18 protein-coding genes are annotated in these 16247 nt (G+C 70.7%); 9 read left to right on the top strand and 9 right to left on the bottom strand.

From position 1 onward, the window contains the following. Positions 1–8: 8 nt before the first annotated feature. Positions 9–368 (bottom strand): NADH-quinone oxidoreductase subunit A, encoded by a 360-nt coding sequence (locus ACIBW9_RS38915; RefSeq protein WP_003992243.1) that lies wholly within the window; start codon positions 366–368, stop codon positions 9–11. A gap of 765 nt (positions 369–1133) precedes the next feature. Between ACIBW9_RS38915 and ACIBW9_RS38910 the strand changes: the two genes are divergently transcribed. Then, positions 1134–1925 carry a C40 family peptidase gene (locus ACIBW9_RS38910; protein ID WP_398962473.1) on the top strand — a complete coding sequence of 264 codons (792 nt, stop codon included), beginning with the start codon at positions 1134–1136 and terminating at the stop codon, positions 1923–1925. Between the two features lie 362 nt (positions 1926–2287). Here ACIBW9_RS38910 and ACIBW9_RS38905 read toward each other — a convergent pair whose 3' ends face one another. Next, positions 2288–3604, bottom strand: coding sequence for a geranylgeranyl reductase family protein (locus ACIBW9_RS38905; protein ID WP_398962470.1), 1317 nt, complete (start codon positions 3602–3604; stop codon positions 2288–2290). Positions 3605–3704: 100 nt separating this feature from the next. Between ACIBW9_RS38905 and ACIBW9_RS38900 the strand changes: the two genes are divergently transcribed. Together ACIBW9_RS38900 and ACIBW9_RS38895 are read left to right on the top strand one after the other, a co-directional pair. Continuing rightward, entirely contained in the window at positions 3705–4229 is a 525-nt protein-coding gene (locus ACIBW9_RS38900; protein ID WP_398962468.1) for a GNAT family N-acetyltransferase, read from the top strand. A gap of 83 nt (positions 4230–4312) precedes the next feature. Then, complete coding sequence (locus tag ACIBW9_RS38895; protein ID WP_398962465.1) at positions 4313–4648, top strand: PASTA domain-containing protein; 336 nt, start codon at positions 4313–4315, stop codon at positions 4646–4648. Positions 4649–4651: 3 nt separating this feature from the next. Here the strand turns inward: ACIBW9_RS38895 and ACIBW9_RS38890 are convergent, their stop codons facing one another. The 4 genes from ACIBW9_RS38890 to ACIBW9_RS38875 form a co-directional block, all read right to left on the bottom strand. Then, entirely contained in the window at positions 4652–5344 is a 693-nt protein-coding gene (locus ACIBW9_RS38890; protein ID WP_398962462.1) for a demethylmenaquinone methyltransferase, read from the bottom strand. 133 nt (positions 5345–5477) lie between these two features. Beyond that, positions 5478–5924: an imidazolonepropionase-like domain-containing protein gene (locus ACIBW9_RS38885; protein ID WP_398962459.1), complete on the bottom strand. Its 447-nt coding sequence runs from the start codon at positions 5922–5924 to the stop codon at positions 5478–5480. Between the two features lie 7 nt (positions 5925–5931). Next, complete coding sequence (gene mqnC, locus ACIBW9_RS38880; RefSeq protein ID WP_398962456.1) at positions 5932–7131, bottom strand: cyclic dehypoxanthinyl futalosine synthase; 1200 nt, start codon at positions 7129–7131, stop codon at positions 5932–5934. A gap of 166 nt (positions 7132–7297) precedes the next feature. Continuing rightward, positions 7298–7711, bottom strand: coding sequence for an SsgA family sporulation/cell division regulator (locus ACIBW9_RS38875; RefSeq protein WP_398962453.1), 414 nt, complete (start codon positions 7709–7711; stop codon positions 7298–7300). Positions 7712–7952: 241 nt separating this feature from the next. Here ACIBW9_RS38875 and ACIBW9_RS38870 point away from each other — a divergent pair, with 241 nt between their 5' ends. After that, on the top strand, positions 7953–9707 hold the full coding sequence (locus ACIBW9_RS38870) for a sigma-70 family RNA polymerase sigma factor (RefSeq protein ID WP_398962451.1): 1755 nt from the start codon (positions 7953–7955) through the stop codon (positions 9705–9707). 179 nt (positions 9708–9886) lie between these two features. Continuing rightward, positions 9887–10984: a sugar ABC transporter substrate-binding protein gene (locus ACIBW9_RS38865; protein ID WP_398962448.1), complete on the top strand. Its 1098-nt coding sequence runs from the start codon at positions 9887–9889 to the stop codon at positions 10982–10984. Between the two features lie 12 nt (positions 10985–10996). On the opposite strand, the gene ACIBW9_RS38860 is transcribed toward ACIBW9_RS38865, so the two are convergent. Beyond that, positions 10997–12796: a protein kinase gene (locus tag ACIBW9_RS38860; RefSeq protein WP_398962445.1), complete on the bottom strand. Its 1800-nt coding sequence runs from the start codon at positions 12794–12796 to the stop codon at positions 10997–10999. Positions 12797–12863: 67 nt separating this feature from the next. Next, positions 12864–13712: a menaquinone biosynthetic enzyme MqnA/MqnD family protein gene (locus ACIBW9_RS38855; protein ID WP_398962443.1), complete on the bottom strand. Its 849-nt coding sequence runs from the start codon at positions 13710–13712 to the stop codon at positions 12864–12866. Between the two features lie 307 nt (positions 13713–14019). Between ACIBW9_RS38855 and ACIBW9_RS38850 the strand changes: the two genes are divergently transcribed. Continuing rightward, positions 14020–14223, top strand: coding sequence for a cold-shock protein (locus ACIBW9_RS38850; protein ID WP_003992177.1), 204 nt, complete (start codon positions 14020–14022; stop codon positions 14221–14223). A 109-nt stretch (positions 14224–14332) separates the two neighbouring features. Here the strand turns inward: ACIBW9_RS38850 and ACIBW9_RS38845 are convergent, their stop codons facing one another. After that, the gene (locus tag ACIBW9_RS38845) at positions 14333–14899 is read right to left on the bottom strand and encodes a helix-turn-helix domain-containing protein (RefSeq protein ID WP_398962440.1); all 567 of its coding nucleotides are present in this window, start codon (positions 14897–14899) and stop codon (positions 14333–14335) included. Between the two features lie 65 nt (positions 14900–14964). Here ACIBW9_RS38845 and ACIBW9_RS38840 point away from each other — a divergent pair, with 65 nt between their 5' ends. From ACIBW9_RS38840 to ACIBW9_RS38830, 3 genes are read left to right on the top strand one after another with little or no spacing between them, the layout of a single operon-like run. Continuing rightward, positions 14965–15675 carry an AzlC family ABC transporter permease gene (locus tag ACIBW9_RS38840; protein WP_398962437.1) on the top strand — a complete coding sequence of 237 codons (711 nt, stop codon included), beginning with the start codon at positions 14965–14967 and terminating at the stop codon, positions 15673–15675. After that, positions 15672–15986 carry an AzlD domain-containing protein gene (locus ACIBW9_RS38835; protein WP_398962434.1) on the top strand — a complete coding sequence of 105 codons (315 nt, stop codon included), beginning with the start codon at positions 15672–15674 and terminating at the stop codon, positions 15984–15986. Before ACIBW9_RS38840 ends, ACIBW9_RS38835 begins: the two co-directional genes overlap by 4 nt. A 50-nt stretch (positions 15987–16036) precedes the next feature. Beyond that, positions 16037–16189, top strand: a complete 153-nt coding sequence (locus tag ACIBW9_RS38830) for a hypothetical protein (RefSeq protein WP_398962431.1) — start codon at positions 16037–16039, stop codon at positions 16187–16189. Positions 16190–16247: the final 58 nt, after the last annotated feature.

Genomic DNA, 16247 nt, shown 5'->3' with positions numbered 1-16247 from the left:
AAGGCCCCTCAGTCCCATTCCAGGCCGCCGCGCCGCCATACGTACGCGTACGCGACGAAGACGGTGAGCACGAAGAGCAGCATCTCCACGAGCCCGAAAATCCCCAGGGCGTCGAAGGTGACGGCCCAGGGGTAGAGGAAGACGATCTCGATGTCGAAGACGATGAAGAGCATCGCCGTCAGGTAGTACTTGATGGGGAAGCGCCCGCCGCCGGCCGGCGTGGGGGTGGGCTCGATCCCGCACTCGTAGGCCTCGAGCTTGGCCCGGTTGTACCGCTTCGGACCGATCAGCGTGGCCATGACCACGGAGAAGATCGCAAAGCCTGCCCCGAGGGCTCCCAGTACGAGGATGGGCGCATACGCGTTCACCGCTCCTCGCTCCTCTCAGTCGGCACTGACTGCTGGCGATGGCATCAGACTCACACCAACCTCATACGTCTCTCCAACCCCGCCCGTCCCGGCGAAGATCGAGAACATGTGAAGCAGGTCACAAGCCCAACTGCCTCGCATCTTATGCCCGCCGCTCTGTGATCTGCGACACGGGGTATTGCACAAGCTTTGTGATCTCCACCACCTGATGAAGGATCATGAAGTCGGATGAGCGGTGATCTTCGTACGCGAAGCGTCCAAGTGATCACCAGAGGTGACATTTTCGCTCGTCGGCGCAGCTCGGGAGGGGCGTCTCAATATCAAGAGACTTCCCTTGCATGCAAATTGGCGTTGGACGAGATGTCCTGATAATGCGCCGCGTTCACACATCAGAGGGAGTGTGCGGTCCGGTGTGGACGCGTGCACGCATTCACGAGCGGGACCCGGCCGTGACGCGAGCGCAATCGGGCTGTGATCTTCGCGCGAGACGCGCCCATTGCCGTGACCGTTGCGTGACCTCCGCCACACCATGAGAGGCGCCTGAGAACGGGGCTTGGCCACCTGCCCCAACGAATGGTAGGCGCGGGGCAATTCGGGCGTAATCATGAAACGCCGTGATCACAGGGCCGACAGGCCGTGTCCGCAATGTCCGTTACGGCGTCAATAAAGAGTCAGCCGCCCGGAATTCGGGCCGTCGACTGAACAACTGTGGCGCACCACACGTTTCTTGAAGGTATGGAGGAGCCCCTGATACCCGTTGTCCTCATGTCCCACACCGCTCACATACGCAGCCACCGGAAGCCCCGCCGCAGCGCGACCACGAGTCTCGCGGTGCGCGCCGGAGTTGCCGGTGGCGTCCTCAGCATGGCTGCCGCGGGTGCGTCGGCCTCGGCGAGCGCCGCCGAGACCACGCAGACCCTGCAACTGCCCACCCTGACGGCCGATCTGGCCACTCAGGTCGCCCAGTCCGCGGAAGCCACACAGCAGGCAGCCGCGAACTACGAGCTGCAGGCCGAGCGTGACGCGGCCGCCGCAAAGGCCGCGAAGCAGGCCAAGGCGGACCTCGCGGAGGCGAAGAAGAAGGCCGAGGCCAAGCAGAAGGCCGAGGCGGCCCGCAAGGCGGCCGCCGAGCAGGCCGCTTCCCGGAGCGCGGAGCGGACCACCCTCGCCGCCACGACGAGCACCTCGACGTCCACGGCCACCGGTTCGGCCGCCGCGATCGTCAACTTCGTGAAGGCTCAGGTCGGTAAGGCGTATGTGTCCGGTGCGACCGGTTCGTCCGCTTACGACTGCTCGGGTCTGGTGCAGACCGCCTTCAAGCAGATCGGCATCAGCCTCCCGCGCGTCTCGCAGGACCAGTCGACCGCCGGCACCCAGGTCTCGCTGAGCAACCTGCAGCCGGGCGACATCCTGTACTGGGGCAGCGCGGGCAGCGCGTACCACGTGGCGGTGTACGTCGGCGACGGCATGTTCGTCGGCGCGCAGAACCCGTCCACCGGTGTGGTCGAGAGGCCGCTCTCCTACGACCCGCCGACCGGCGCGGTGCGGGTGCTCTGACGCACCCCGCAGCACAACGTGCTGCACGGACGCACGGAAGGGCCGCAGCCGCTCGGGGGCAGCGGCCCCTCCGTCGATTCCGCCGGGCCCCGTGCCGGGCGGTTCTGTCCCAGGCCGGAGGTGTCGGGCACGCCGAGCCTGTAGCGCAGTTCGTCGGCCCGCTTCAGGGGCTCCGTCTCAGGAGCTGTTCACGGCTCTGCGGGGCCGGGCCGCCGAGACCCGTCACCTCGAACTTCGTGCTCCCCCAAAGGGGGGACACCCACTCGGCGGAAGGGCGCGCGCAGGCAGGCTGATCGCGCCCCGCGGCGAAGCCGCTGTTGCGTCTGCGCCGCGGGGCAGTGGACTTCGCCGGACCTGCTGGGTCAGGCCTTCGGGGCCACCCTGCTCAGCCCGTTGATGATGCGGTCCATCGCGTCGCCGCCGCTCGGGTCCGTCAGGTTCGCCAGCAGCTTCAGGGTGAACTTCATCAGCATGGGGTGGGTCAGACCGCGCTGGGCCGCGATCTTCATGACCTTCGGGTTGCCGATGAGCTTCACGAAGGCGCGACCCAGCGTGTAGTACCCGCCGTAGGTGTCCTTGAGGACGCGCGGGTAGCGCTGCAGGGCGAGTTCACGGCTCGCGGGGGTCGGGCGCGCGTGGGCCTGGACGATGACGTCGGCCGCGATCTGGCCGGACTCCATGGCGTAGGCGATGCCCTCGCCGTTGAAGGGGTTCACCAGGCCGCCGGCGTCGCCGACCAGCAGCAGGCCCTTGGTGTAGTGGGGCTGGCGGTTGAACGCCATCGGGAGGGCGGCGCCGCGGATCGGCCCGGTCATGTTGTCCGGGGTGTAGCCCCAGTCCTCCGGCATGGAGGCGCACCAGGCCTTGAGGACCTCGCGCCAGTCGAGCTCCTTGAAGGAGTCGGAGGTGTTCAGCACGCCCAGGCCGACGTTGGAGGTGCCGTCGCCCATGCCGAAGATCCAGCCGTAGCCGGGGAGCAGGCGGTCCTGAGGGCCCCGGCGGTCCCAGAGTTCCAGCCAGGACTCCAGGTAGTCGTCGTCGTGGCGGGGCGACTCGAAGTACGTCCGCACCGCGACGCCCATCGGGCGGTCCTCGCGGCGGTGCAGGCCCATGGCCAGCGACAGACGGGTCGAGTTGCCGTCGGCGGCGACCACGAGCGGGGCGTGGAAGGTGACTTCGCGCTTCTCCTCACCGAGCTTGGCGTGCACGCCGGTGATGCGGCCGGTGCGGTCGTCGATGATCGGGGCGCCGACGTTGCAGCGCTCGAAGAGCCGGGCGCCCGCCTTCTGCGCCTGGCGGGCGAGTTGCTCGTCGAAGTCGTCACGCTTGCGGACGAGGCCGTAGTCCGGGAAGGAGGCGAGATCCGGCCAGTCCAACTGGAGGCGGACGCCGCCGCCGATGATGCGCAGGCCCTTGTTGCGCAGCCAGCCGGCCTCCTCGGAGACGTCGATGCCCATCGCCACGAGCTGCTTGACCGCGCGCGGGGTCAGGCCGTCGCCGCAGACCTTCTCGCGCGGGAACTCGGTCTTCTCCAGCAGCAGTACGTCGAGGCCGGACTTGGCGAGGTGGTACGCCGTGGTGGAGCCGGCCGGGCCCGCGCCTACGACGATCACATCGGCGGTGTTCTCGGAGAAGGGCTCGGGGGAGGGCTCGGAGTGGGGCTCGGTCACGACGGTCACGGCGGGATCTCCCCAAGTTCGATAAATCTCTGTGCCGAGCGGCACTGGACACAGGCAGTCTATTCAGCAGAATTGATCACCAGGCTGAAGGGCTGCCCTCGTGAACCGAGCTCTCCCCGTAGTACGGCTGCGCGTCCCCACCGACGAGGACGCGGTCGCCTGGCACCGGGTCTTCGACGACCCGGACGTCATGGAGTTCCACGGCGGGAAATCCGCCGACCTCTCCGTCTACGAGGAGCTCACCGCCCGGCAGCGCAGACATGACGCGGAGCTCGGCTTCTGCCTGTGGACCATGGTCGACGAGTTGGGGCAGGTCATGGGCTTCACGGGCGCCCAGCCGTGGCCGCGGGACTGGGGCCCCACGGGCGAGATCGAGATCGGCTGGCGGCTCGGGCGGGACTTCTGGGGCAAGGGATATGCCACCGCGGCCGCGCAGATGACGCTGGAACGGCTCAGGGCGGCGGGCGTGCCGAGCGTGGTGGCCATGATCAGGCCCGGGAACGAGCGGTCCACCGCGGTCGCCCGGCGGCTCGGCATGGAACCGGCGGAGACCTTCCCACACCCCCGGTTCCAGGAGGACGCCCTCTGCTTCCGGCTCCGGCTCCAAAACGGTCACGCACAGTAACCGACTGCTACAGAAAGCCACTCGGCGCTTCCGGTCGACACCCCCGTGCGGTTACCCTTCCAGTACCGCTGGGGGTGACATCTGTGCGAATAACACCCAAAACACCCGAGGTACGCGTGCCTCGGCTGGTCGGACTGATGGCCATGGACGCACGCAAGACGGCGGAGGCGACCGGCCTCTTCCTGACTGCGCCGGACCGCCCCGACTTCCACCAGACCGTGGTCGAGTACGTCGTACGGCAGTACCCGCAGCCCAATGCGGAGGTGCCGCGGGACTCCGTGATCTACGTGTGGTTCGACTTCGGCGAGGGAGAGGGAGGCGGAGGCGTGCGCGAGCCGCGCATCCCGAGACCCCCCACCGGCGGGCTGCAGCGCGAGCTGGACGAGCCGGGCGACCCGTACGTCGTCAGCTCCGCCTGAGCGTCAGCCCTTGAACCCGCGGTGCAGGGCCACGACCCCGCCCGTCAGGTTCCGCCACGCCACCTTCGACCAGCCGGCCTTCTGCAGGTGCTCGGCCAGCGCGGGCTGGTCCGGCCAGGCGCGGATGGACTCGGCGAGGTAGACGTAGGCCTCCGGGTTCGAGGAGACCGCGCGGGCCACCGGTGGCAGGGCGCGCATCAGGTACTCGGTGTAGACCGTGCGGAAGGGCGCCCAGGTCGGGTGCGAGAACTCGCAGATCACCACCCGGCCGCCGGGCCTGGTCACCCGGTACAGCTCGCGCAGGGCGGCGTCGAAGTCCTGCACGTTGCGCAGCCCGAAGGAGATCGTGACGGCGTCGAAGGTGTCGTCCTTGAACGGCAGCTTCGTCGCGTCGCCCGCGGTCAGCGGCAGCCAGGGGTGCTTCTTCTTGCCGACCTGGAGCATGCCGAGCGAGAAGTCGCAGGGGACGACGTACGCGCCCGTGCGGGCGAAGGGCAACGAGGACGTGGCCGTGCCGGCGGCCAGGTCCAGGATCTTCTGCGCGGGCCGCGCGTCGACCGCCCGGGCCACCTCCTTGCGCCACACCCGGTCCTGGCCGAGCGACAGCACGTCGTTCGTCAGGTCGTACCGTTCCGCCACGTCGTCGAACATCGAGGCGACTTCGTGCGGCTGCTTGTTCAGGGAAGCGCGGGTCACCCCGCCATTCTTGCAGCACGGCCCGCGGCTCCCGCTCAGGGGAGGAGCCTGGCTCCTCCTTCCGGGGCGGGCGCCGGCGCAGGACCACGGCGTACCCGGGGCACAGCAAGCCGGCGAGGAGGCCGGTCCGGCGCTAACGGCGCCTGTGGACGAGACGCCCCGCGCAGACGGTCGCGATGCACGCGCCGGTTTCGTCGAACACGGCGAGGTCGGCCCGCTCGGACTCGGCCAGCGCCGAAGGCACCGCACCGGACACCACGAGGACGTCGTTCCGGTCGGCCGCCGCCCGCAGTTCGGGTGAGTCGGCGTAATCCGCGAGGATCGCCACGGCACCCGACTTCAGCACGGCATGGATGCGTTCGCGCGGGCTCGGGGCGTCGGGAAGCGGGCCCTCGTGCAGGCGCCCGGGCTCCAGGACGCCCGGCCAACTCCGCACCCGTGCCTGCGGAAACCGCTCCCGGACCGCCGCCAGCGGACCCACCGCGGCGATCCGGTTCCCCTCGACCGCCACGGCGCCGTCCTCGATCGGTCGGGCGTCGCGGCCGGTGCGGACCTCGTCCGCCGCGTGGATCGTCAGCACCGGTACGTCAGTTGGAGGCCAGCAGCTTCAGCTCGGGATGCGCGGTGCCGCCCGCGATCGCGGTGGACGAGATGTGCGACATCACCCGCTCGTCGACCGGGTCGTTCGCCGGGTCGTCGTGGACGACGATGTGCTCGTACGTCGTGGTCCGCTGGGCGGGAACGCGCCCCGCCTTCCTGATCAGGTCGATGATCTCGAGCCGGTTGGAGCGGTGCTTGGCGCCGGCCGAGGAGACGACGTTCTCCTCCAGCATGATCGAGCCGAGGTCGTCGGCGCCGTAGTGCAGGGACAGCTGCCCGACCTCCTTGCCGGTGGTCAGCCAGGACCCCTGGATGTGCCGGACGTTGTCCATGAACAGCCGCGCGATGGCGATCATCCGCAGGTACTCGAAGAGCGTGGCCTGGGTGCGGCCCTTCAGATGGTTGTTCTCGGGCTGGTAGGTGTACGGGATGAAGGCACGGAAGCCGCCCGTCCGGTCCTGCACGTCACGGATCATCCGCAGGTGCTCGATGCGCTCGGCGTTGGTCTCGCCCGTGCCCATGAGCATGGTGGACGTCGACTCGACGCCCAGGCGGTGCGCGGTCTCCATGATCTCCAGCCAGCGCTCGCCGGACTCCTTGAGGGGGGCGATGGCCTTGCGCGGCCGCTCCGGCAGCAGTTCGGCGCCCGCGCCCGCGAAGGAGTCGAGCCCGGCGGCGTGGATCCGCGAGATCGCCTCTTCCACGCTCACCTTGGAGATCCGGGCCATGTGCTCGACCTCGCTCGCCCCCAGGCTGTGGATGACGAGCTGCGGGAACTCCTTCTTGATGGCGGCGAAGTGCTTCTCGTAGTACTCGACGCCGTAGTCCGGGTGGTGTCCGCCCTGGAACATGATCTGGGTGCCGCCGAGCTCGACGGTCTCCGCGCAGCGCCGCAGGATGTCGTCCAGATCCCGCGTCCAGCCCTTCGCCGTGTCCTTGGGAGCGGCGTAGAAGGCGCAGAACTTGCACGCCGTGACACACACGTTCGTGTAGTTGATGTTGCGCTCGATGATGTACGTCGCGATGTGCTCGGTGCCGGCGTACTTACGGCGGCGTACGGCGTCGGCGGCGGCGCCCAGCGCATGCAGCGGGGCGTCGCGGTAGAGGTCGAGTGCCTCTTCGGGGGTGATCCGACCACCGGCCGCGGCACGGTCGAGGACGGACTGAAGGTCGGCCTTCTCGGTCACCGGGGCGTCCCTTTCGTCAAGGGTTGTGGACAGACCAGCCCAGCCTACGTCAGGCCGGGTACGCCCCGATCAGCAGCCCGAGAAACACCCCGCCGAGCAGGAACGGCCCGAACGCCACGGCCGTCCCCCGCCCGGCCCGCCCCGCCGCGAAACCGTGGCCCCGGCCTCACACAGCGCCGAACAGAGAGGCGAGCCCCCGGTCGAGGGCCGGTTCCAGGGGCTCGCCGCCCGGTTCGGTGACCGTGTAGGAGCGGAGCAGGAAGCGGTGCAGCGCTCTGGTCTCGAAGCGGACCGCCGCAATGCCCTGGGGGGCGTGGAGTTCCACGACGGTGTGGGCCGGGCCGTGCGGGCGGAGCCGTACCGTGCCGAGACCGACGGGGGTGCCCAGGCCCTCCTCGAGGAGACTGCGGGCGAAGGTCCAGATCACCTCCTCCTCGTCGAGCGAGATCCAGGCCGGGAAGACGAAGTGCACCGCCAGCGGGTCGTCGGAGAGATAGCGGAGGGTGACGGGCACCGCCAGCTCCTCCTGGTCGGGGGTGAGCAGGTGGGCGCCGGTGGGCTGCTCCAGGGCTATGTACACGAGGGGGGCTCCCTTTTCGGGCATGTAGAGCATTTCGAGCATGTCGGGTTCTGCGGCGGCCCGTTGGGCCTGTGCACCTCTTGGGAGCCCCTTTGCGGCGCAGGCATTACGCCGCAACAGAAAACAACCCCAGTGACGTGCGCCACATCGGCGAGGAGCCGCAACTTTGATTGGAACTTTTGCCATCTAGGCTTACAAAATCCCCTCCGCCCTCAGTAGTAGGCAACTGGAGCGTTCCGCCATGTCCGACGGTTCCACTGCAGTGTCCGCACCGGCTTCCGCGTCCGACGCCGCCACCACTGCGTATGCCCGGATCTACGAGGAACAGCAGCCGCGACTCGTCGCCTACGCCCGCTCGCTCACCCGGAACGCCTGGACCGCCGAAGACCTCGTCGCCGAGGCGCACTTCCGGGTGTGGCGACGGCTGGCCGCGGGGCACGAGATCGACAACGTGCCGGCGTATCTGATGACGACGGTGCGCCACCTCGCGATCGCCGCCGGGGGCGCGGTCCGCGAGACGCCGCGGGACCCGCACGGCGAGGAGCGGGTCGCGACGGACGCCCACCCGCACACGGACGACCCCGCCGAGCGGGTGTCCTCCGTCGACCTGGTGGTACGGGTGCTGGGGCAGTTGCCCGAGCGGTGGGTGAAGGCGCTGTGGCTGGCCGAGGCGGAGGGGCAGCCGCTGGCCGCGATCGGTCCGCAGCTCGGGACCAAGGAGGGTGCCACGGCAGTGCTGTTGCACCGGGCCCGGGAGGGTATGCGGCAGGCGTTCCTGCGGACGCAGACCGGGGCGCCCGACGACCCCGCGTGCCAGGTGTACTGGGCGCGGATGCCCGCGTATGTAAGGGGTGCGGCGACGGCGAAGCAGTCCGAGCGGCTGCTCGGGCATGTGGACGCGTGCGACGACTGCCGGGCGCGGCTGGCCGCCCTGATGAGCGCCAACGACCGGCTGCCCGCACTGGTCGGCCCGGCACTTCTCGTGTTCGCGGTGGGCGGTGCGGGCAAGTTCCTGCTCGCCCTGACCGCCGGACCGGCCGGTGCGGCGACCGCGGCCGGCGGGCACGGCGGGCTGCTGCACGGAGTGCGCCACATGGCGGTCGGCGGTTCGAAGACCCAGGTGGCGGCGGCTGCCGGGGCGGTCGTGGCGGGCGCCGCCGCGCTCCTGCTCGTCCTCGGCCCTGCCGACGCCGGTCGGATACCGGCCCAGCGCACTCCGGTGGCCGACGCACCCGCGGCTCAGGTCCCGGTGGCCGGGACGCCGGCGGGGCCGCCGTCGAAGGGCCCGCGGCACGGGGCAGCGAAGAAGGGCGGTACGCAGGCTCACGCGGCCGGCGTTCAGGCCGGCGAACGGGTGCGTACGGCCGGCACCGGCAGCACCGCACCGGCCGTACCGAAGCCCCGTCATACCGACGGGCCCACCCCGGCTCCGAGCGGGAACACGGCCGGGAGCAGCACGCACGACACACCGCCGCCCACCAAGCCCGCACCGAAGAAGCCCACCAAGCCGGCACCGAAGGGCACGGACCCGGCGCCCCCGAAGAAGGGCGGTTCGGACAAGGACCCGAAGACCCCGCCCCCGCCCCCGCCCGGCGACCCGTACCCGGACCCCCCGGCTCCGACCGAACAGCCCCCGCAGACTCCGGCACCCCCGACCGAACAGCCCCCGCAGACTCCGGCACCCCCGACCGAACAGCCCCCGCAGACTCCGGCACCCCCGACCGAGGACACCCCCGCACCCGCGTCCCCCAGCGCGCCCACACCGGAGCCCGAGAACCCGACTCCTGTGGAGCCCGGGCCTGTTGAAGACCCTGCTCCCCCCGCGGACGGCACCGGCCAGCCCCCCGTCACACCGCCCGCCCCGGACCCGGCACCGACGGCGCCCGGCCCCGCCGGGACCGAGCCCCCGTCCGGCTCCGGGCCCGCCGCCCCACCGGTCCCCACACCTCCCGGAGACGGCTGCGGGCACCCGCACGGGAGCGCAGGCCCGGAGTAGACGCGCCAAGCCCGAGAGGTCCCCCGCACCCACCGGTCACAGGTGTACGGTGCGCCCGCCGCGCTCCCTCCGGCCGGGTGGGTGCGACGTCTACAGTGGGGGCGAGGAGGCCTGATGAGCAGCGAAAACCACGGCAGCATGCACGGGCTGCCGATCCGCCCCCGGGCCTGATCTCCGGCATGAACCGTCCGCAGGGAGAGCCCCCCGTGAAGACCCGCCGCCTCAGACATCCCGGCCTCGGCACCGTCGCCGTCCTCGCGGTCGTCGCGCTCAGCGCCTGCGGCGGCTCCGGTGCCGACCCGGGGGCCGGCGCGAGCGGGGCCCCGGTGGTGGGCGTCGACTATCCCCGCTCCGACACCGACTTCTGGACTTCGTACATCGAGTACACCCCTCGGTTCGCCAAGGAGCTCGGGCTGAGGCTGGAGACGACCAACTCGCAGAACGACGTCGGCAATCTCGCCGCCGACGTGCAGACGCTCATCATCCATGGGGTGCAGGGCGTGGCGATGGCTCCGCAGAGCACCGGCGCGATCGGGCCCGTCCTGCGGCAGCTGTCCGCCCAGAAGATCCCCGTGGTCACCCTGGACACCCGCCCTGACACCGGCCGCGTCTACATGATCGTCCGCGCCGACAACCGCGCGTACGGCGAGAAGGCCTGCCGGTTCCTCGGCACCGAGCTTCACGGCGAGGGCAAGGTCGTCATGCTCGAAGGCGACCTCGCCTCGATCAATGCCCGGGACCGCACCGAGGGGTTCAACGGGTGCATGAAGAAGAACTACCCGGGGATCCAGGTCTTCGGGGAGGCGACCAACTGGGACGGGGCGATCGCGGCCCGGAAGCTGCAGACGGATCTCACCGCCCACCCGGACATCAAGGGCGTCTACATGCAGGCCAGCTCCGCGCTCTCGGGCACCCTCCAGGTGCTCCGGCAACAGGGCCTGCTGGTCGGCCCGAAGGACGCCGGACACGTGTTCGTGGTCTCCAACGACGGCACCCCCAGGGAGCTCAGGAGCATCGCCCGGGGCGAGATCGACGCCACGGTCTCCCAGCCCGCCGACCTCTATGCGAAGTACGCCCTCTCCTATCTGAAGGCGGCGATCGAAGGCAAGACGTTCAAGCCGGGCCGGACCGACCACGACAGCACGATCGTCCAGATCCGCAAGGGTGTCCTGGAGGACCAGCTCCCCGCCCCGCTGGTGACCGCGGGCGGCGGGACCTACGGCGGGGTTCCCAGTCTCAGAAGCGACGACGCGTCCCTCTGGGGCAACAACCGCTGATCTGCGCTCGGCCTATTCGACCTTCGTCATCTGTGCCGTGGGCTTGCCCTCGGCGTCACTGTCCGACATGTACGTGAGGTCGTTGCCCGACCGGGCCAACCGCACCGTGTGCGCCACCGGGTTGCACCCGGCGTGGTTGGACTTGGCGCCCACCGACACCGTGACGAGCTCCCGCTTCGTCACCTTCTTCAGGGTGAGTACGTCGTTGCAGACGCCCCCGAGCTGGTCGGTCTGCCGGACCCGGCCCAACTCTTCGCCCACGCCCGCCTGATGGACCGTGACCCGGAAGGTGCCCGCGGGCAGGGCACCGTCGAGGACGAGGCCCTGGCCCTCCCAGGTGCCGAGGTAGCCGGCCGGCACGGCGGACCCGGTGGCGCCGTCGGCGGTGGAGTCGCCGGTGGGTGAGGCGCTCGAAGTGGCGCCCGGCTGCGGGGAGTACGCCCCGCTGCTCGAACCGCCCGCATCGTTCTCACTGCTGCCCGGCAACAGGTCGAACAGGAACACCGACCCCACCGTCACAGCCGCCAGCGCCCCGGCAACGGCCAGCGCCACCGTGCAGCTCAGCCGCCGTCCACGCCCGCTCTCCCCCGGCGCGGACGTCGCCGCGACGGACACCGAAAGCCTGCCGGGAGCCTGCTCGACGGGAGGCGCGTCCCGCGGCTCGGGCACGGGGGCGGGAGGCGCATCAACGGCGGAGGCAGGTGCGGCAGGGACAGGAGCAGCAGGCGCGGAAACCGAGGGGGCGGAGAAAGCCGCGGCCCCCGGCATCACCGGCGCAGGGCCGAACTCCCCCGCCGTGGGCTGCCCGGCCGCCTCCCGGCCGGCCGTCGACCGCCCGGCCGCTTCTCCGCCGGCCGTCACCGCATCCCCGACCGAGGGGCTGCTGAACCCCACCGGCCCCGACGGCGCCTCGTCCCCCGCCTCCAGGTTCAGCAGCTTCACGACACTGCGGCTCACCTGTTCCACCAGCGTCCCCGGCAGCCACCCGCCCGCCAGCAGCCGCGCCGCCCCCTCGGGAGCCAGCCGCCGTGCCACCTCACCGGGCGTAGGCCGCCGCCCCGGCTCCTTGACCAGGCACGCCTCCACGACGTCCCGCAGCTCACCGCCCAGCGCGCCGAGTTCGGGCTCCTCGTGGACGACCTTGTAGAGCAGCGCCGCGGACGAGTCCCCGGGGAACGGTGGCCGGCCGGTCGCCGCATACGCCAGCACCGCGCCCAGCGAGAAGACGTCGGCCGCCCCCGTGGCCCCCTTGCCGAGGATCTGCTCGGGCGACATGTATCCGGGCGAGCCGATGGACACGCCGGTCGAGGTCAGGGACGCCGTACCGTCGGTGGCCCGCGCGATGCCGAAGTCGATCAGCAGCGGACCGTCGAGCGTCAGCAGCACGTTGGACGGCTTCACGTCCCGGTGCACCAGGCCCAGTTCGTGCACCGCCGCCAGCGCCTCACCCAGCCCCGCACCCAGCACCCGTACCGAATGAGCCGGCAGCGGGCCGCCGTCCGCGACCGCCGCCGCAAGCGACGGGCCCGCCGCATACGCCGTGGCCACCCAGGGAACGTCCGCCCCCGGGTCCGCGTCGAGCACCGGGGCCGTCCATGCGCCGCCCACCCGCCGCGCGGCCTCCACCTCGCGGCGGAAGCGGGCGCGGAACTCCTCGTCGAGTGCGAAGTGCGGATGCACGATCTTGACGGCGACCGTGCGGCCCCCGGCGCTGCGTCCCAGGTAGACGCGGCCCATCCCGCCGGAGCCGAGCCGGCCGAGCAGCCGGTAGGGCCCCACGACGGTGGGCTCGTCGGCTCCGAGCGGCTGCATGGCGTCCACCCCTCCCCCGTATCCCCCGTAACGACGAGAAAAGGGTAGTGCGCCGTTCCCGTACGGCTTACGGCTGCAGCAGATCCACCTTCACATCGGCCGGGAAGCCGGTCGTCGGACCGATCCGCCGGGCGAACTCGGCGACCGCGGCCAACTGCGGCCCGCCGAAGCGGAAGTCCAGCGTCGTGAAGTACTGCTCCAGGACCTGCTCGTCGAACTCCTCCCAGCGGGCCGCCTGCTCGGCGACCTTGCCGACCTCCTCCAGGGAGAGGTTGCGGGAGGCGAGGAAGGCCTCGTGGACCTTGCGGGTGATCTCCGGCTCGCGCTCCAGGTAGTCCCGGCGCGCCGCCCAGACCGCGAACACGAACGGCAGACCCGTCCACTCCTTCCAGAGCGTGCCGAGGTCGTGCACCTGGAGGCCGAAGCGCGGCCCGTCGTGCAGGTTCGCCCGCAGGGCCGCGTCCCCGATGAGTACGGCCGCCTCGGCCTCCTGCATCATCAGGCTGAGGTCGGGCGGGCAGGTGTAGTAGTCGGGCTGGACGCCGTAGCGGTCGGACAGGAGGAGCTGGGCGAGGCGGACGGAGGTGCGCGAGGTCGAGCCGAGCGCGACCCGGGCGCCGTCCAGCTCGTCCAGCGGGACCTGCGAGACGATCACGCAGGACATCACCGGGCCGTCGCAGCCCACCGCGATGTCCGGGAAGGCGACCAGGTCGTCCGCGTTCTTGAGGAACTCGACGAGGGTGATGGGCCCGATGTCGAGGTCTCCCTGCACCAGCTGCTCGCTGAGCTTCTCGGGGGTGTCCTTGGTGAGCTCGAAGTCGAGGAGCGTGCCCGTTCTCGCGAGCCCCCAGTACAGGGGCAGGCAGTTCAGGAACTGGATGTGGCCGACGCGCGGCCGGGTGCGAGAATTGTCCACATCGCGAGGCTAGACCCTATGAGGTACGGTGCAGCCTTCAGGGTGGTGTGGTGCCGTCCCCGGTGTCACGTCAATCCCACTGCGAGACCTTCAAACGTCCGAGTGACGTGATCTTGCCCTCTATTGCTTTCGGCTGCCCGCGTGCTAGGCTCGCCGCAAGTTGCAGTTTGGTTTCCCTTGCAGTACAGAGCCTGCGGAGCATGTAACCGCGGGCTCTCGTCGTTTTCAGAAGTATGCAGTTGTGCAGCACTGTTTTCACACTTGCAGGTTCTGGAGCAGGGCAACCCTTTGGGCCCAAGGAGGGCTTATGGCTACCGGAACCGTGAAGTGGTTCAACGCCGAAAAGGGCTTTGGCTTCATCGCCCAGGAAGGTGGCGGCCCGGACGTCTTCGTCCACTACTCCGCCATCAACGCGAGCGGCTTCCGCTCGCTGGAGGAGAACCAGCAGGTCTCCTTCGACGTGACCCAGGGCCCGAAGGGCCCGCAGGCGGAGAACGTCACCCCCGTCTGATTCGGTCTCGGAGCCTGGTGCTTTGATCCGGAACTGAGAGCAGTACCCAAGGAGCCCCGCGCCGCAAGGCAGCGGGGCTCCTGCCTTTTCCGTACCTCACCCGTACGGCTCACACATGCTGCATGACCAGCACGAACGTCGTCCCCGGCGCCAGCGCCTCGTACAAGTGCGGCACATCCCCGCGATACGTCATGTAGTCCCCGGGCCCGAGTTCCTCGGTCTCCCCCGCCGGCCCGGCCTTGAGCCTCCCCGTGGACACGATCAGATGCTCCACCGAACCCGGGATGTGCGGCTCCGACTCACGGGCGGGTCCCGGCTCCGCACGCAGGTGGTAGATGTCACGCCGGGCACCGGGCGGGCTCGCGGAGAGCAGGGTGGCCCGGTAGTCCGCCCGTTCGGATGCCACGACCGGCCCCTCTCCCGCCCGGATGACGTGCACTGCAGGGGCGGGCGGCTCCACCAGGACGCTGAAGGGCACCCGCAGGGCCACCCCCAGCGCCCACAGGGTCTCCACGCTCGGGTTTCCGCTGCCGCCCTCCAGCTGCGACAACGTCGACTTCGCGATCCCGGCCCGTTTGGCCAGCTCGGAGAGGGACAGCCCGGCGCGGATGCGCTCGCGCCGCAGCGCGGCCGCGATCCAGTCCAGAGGGAGCCGGGGTGGCAGATCGGACGTCATGTTCGCTCCATCGGTACGACCGTTCGCCTTGACGAACAACGCTTCTCCTGTTCATTCTAGAGAACATGCGTACGGTACGGCGAACGCCCCCTGGGCCCGGCTCATCGGCTCCCACCCCGTCCCGGGACCTGATCCGCGACGCCTCCCTCGTCTGGCTCGCCAGCGGCGTCGTCGGTGTCTCCTTCGGCGCGATCGCCGTGGCCGGGGGCCTGCCGGTGTGGGTGCCGGTGGTGATGTCCCTCGTGGTCTACGCGGGCTCCGCCCAGTTCAGCGCGGTCGGAGTCATGCTCGCCGGGGGCGGCCCGATCGCGGCGGCGGCCACCGGTCTGCTCCTGAACACCCGCACGGCCGCGTTCAGCCTCGCCATCGCCGACGCCCTCGGGCCGGGCCGCCTCGCCCGCCTCATCGGCGCCCACCTCGTCACCGACGAGACGGTGGCCTTCGCCCTGGCCCAGGCCGATCCGGTACGGCGGCGGAGGGCGTTCTGGATCTCGGGGACCGGCCTGTTCGTCGTATGGAACGTGGGTGTCCTGGCCGGGGCGCTGGCCGGGGGCGCGCTGGGCGACACGGCGACCTACGGACTGGACGCGGCCTTCCCCGCGGTGCTGGTGGCCCTGGTGCTGCCCACCCTGCGGGCGGACGCACGGATACGGCGGTCCGCGCTGCTCGGCGCCGCTTTGGCCCTCGCGGTGACGCCGGCCGTCCCGGCGGGGGTGCCGGTGCTGCTGGCGCTGGCAGGGCTGGTCCTGCACGGCCGCAAGGGGGTCTCCGCATGAACGCCACGGTCGCGATGATCCTTGCCCTGGCGGTCGGAACGTACGCATTCCGGCTGGTCGGCCCGGCGCTGCACGGGCGCGGAGAGCTACCGGAGCGCATCCAGGAACTGCTGTCGGCGGGTGCGGTCGTACTGCTGGCGGCCCTGCTGGCGACGGGCGCACTGACGGAGAGCGGCGGCTTCGCAGGCTGGGCCCGCCCGGCCGGGGTGCTGGTCGGAGGCGTGCTGGCATGGCGGAGGGCACCGTTCGCGGTGGTGGTACTGGCGGCCGCGGGGACGACGGCGGTGCTGCGGGCGGCGGGGGTGGGGTGAGCAGGGTGGGGCGAGCGGGGGTGGCCTGGTCCGGGTGGCCGAGTCGCGCGGTGCTCGATCGTATGGATCTGCCCGCCCGCGGAACACGCCACGAGCCCGCCGCGGGTACCCCCCTGCTCTTCGGCGCCGCCGTACTCGCCGCCCTCCCGGCGGCACGAGCGGCAGGACGACGGCTCGCGGACAACCGCAGCGCGGTGACCTGACGGGGCAGGTGGAGTGAGTCAACTGCCGTACAGATCCTGCCGGTTGTATGGCACCGGA

This window comes from Streptomyces sp. NPDC049541 (assembly GCF_044465725.1).
Taxonomy (GTDB): Bacteria; Actinomycetota; Actinomycetes; order Streptomycetales; family Streptomycetaceae; genus Streptomyces.
Note: the sequence above shows the minus strand (reverse complement) of the source record. Positions and strands in the feature narration are given on the sequence as shown.

Bases quoted from the DNA above. Each gene is read 5' to 3' on its own strand.
- ACIBW9_RS38850 (WP_003992177.1), top strand. From the start codon at position 14,020: ATGGCTACCGGAACCGTGAAGTGGTTCAACGCCGAAAAGGGCTTTGGC.
- ACIBW9_RS38870 (WP_398962451.1), top strand. From the start codon at position 7,953: ATGTCCGACGGTTCCACTGCAGTGTCCGCACCGGCTTCCGCGTCCGAC.
- ACIBW9_RS38840 (WP_398962437.1), top strand. From the start codon at position 14,965: ATGCGTACGGTACGGCGAACGCCCCCTGGGCCCGGCTCATCGGCTCCC.
- ACIBW9_RS38860 (WP_398962445.1), bottom strand. From the start codon at position 12,796: ATGCAGCCGCTCGGAGCCGACGAGCCCACCGTCGTGGGGCCCTACCGG.
- ACIBW9_RS38845 (WP_398962440.1), bottom strand. From the start codon at position 14,899: ATGACGTCCGATCTGCCACCCCGGCTCCCTCTGGACTGGATCGCGGCC.
- ACIBW9_RS38910 (WP_398962473.1), top strand. From the start codon at position 1,134: ATGTCCCACACCGCTCACATACGCAGCCACCGGAAGCCCCGCCGCAGC.
- ACIBW9_RS38865 (WP_398962448.1), top strand. From the start codon at position 9,887: ATGAACCGTCCGCAGGGAGAGCCCCCCGTGAAGACCCGCCGCCTCAGA.
- ACIBW9_RS38835 (WP_398962434.1), top strand. From the start codon at position 15,672: ATGAACGCCACGGTCGCGATGATCCTTGCCCTGGCGGTCGGAACGTAC.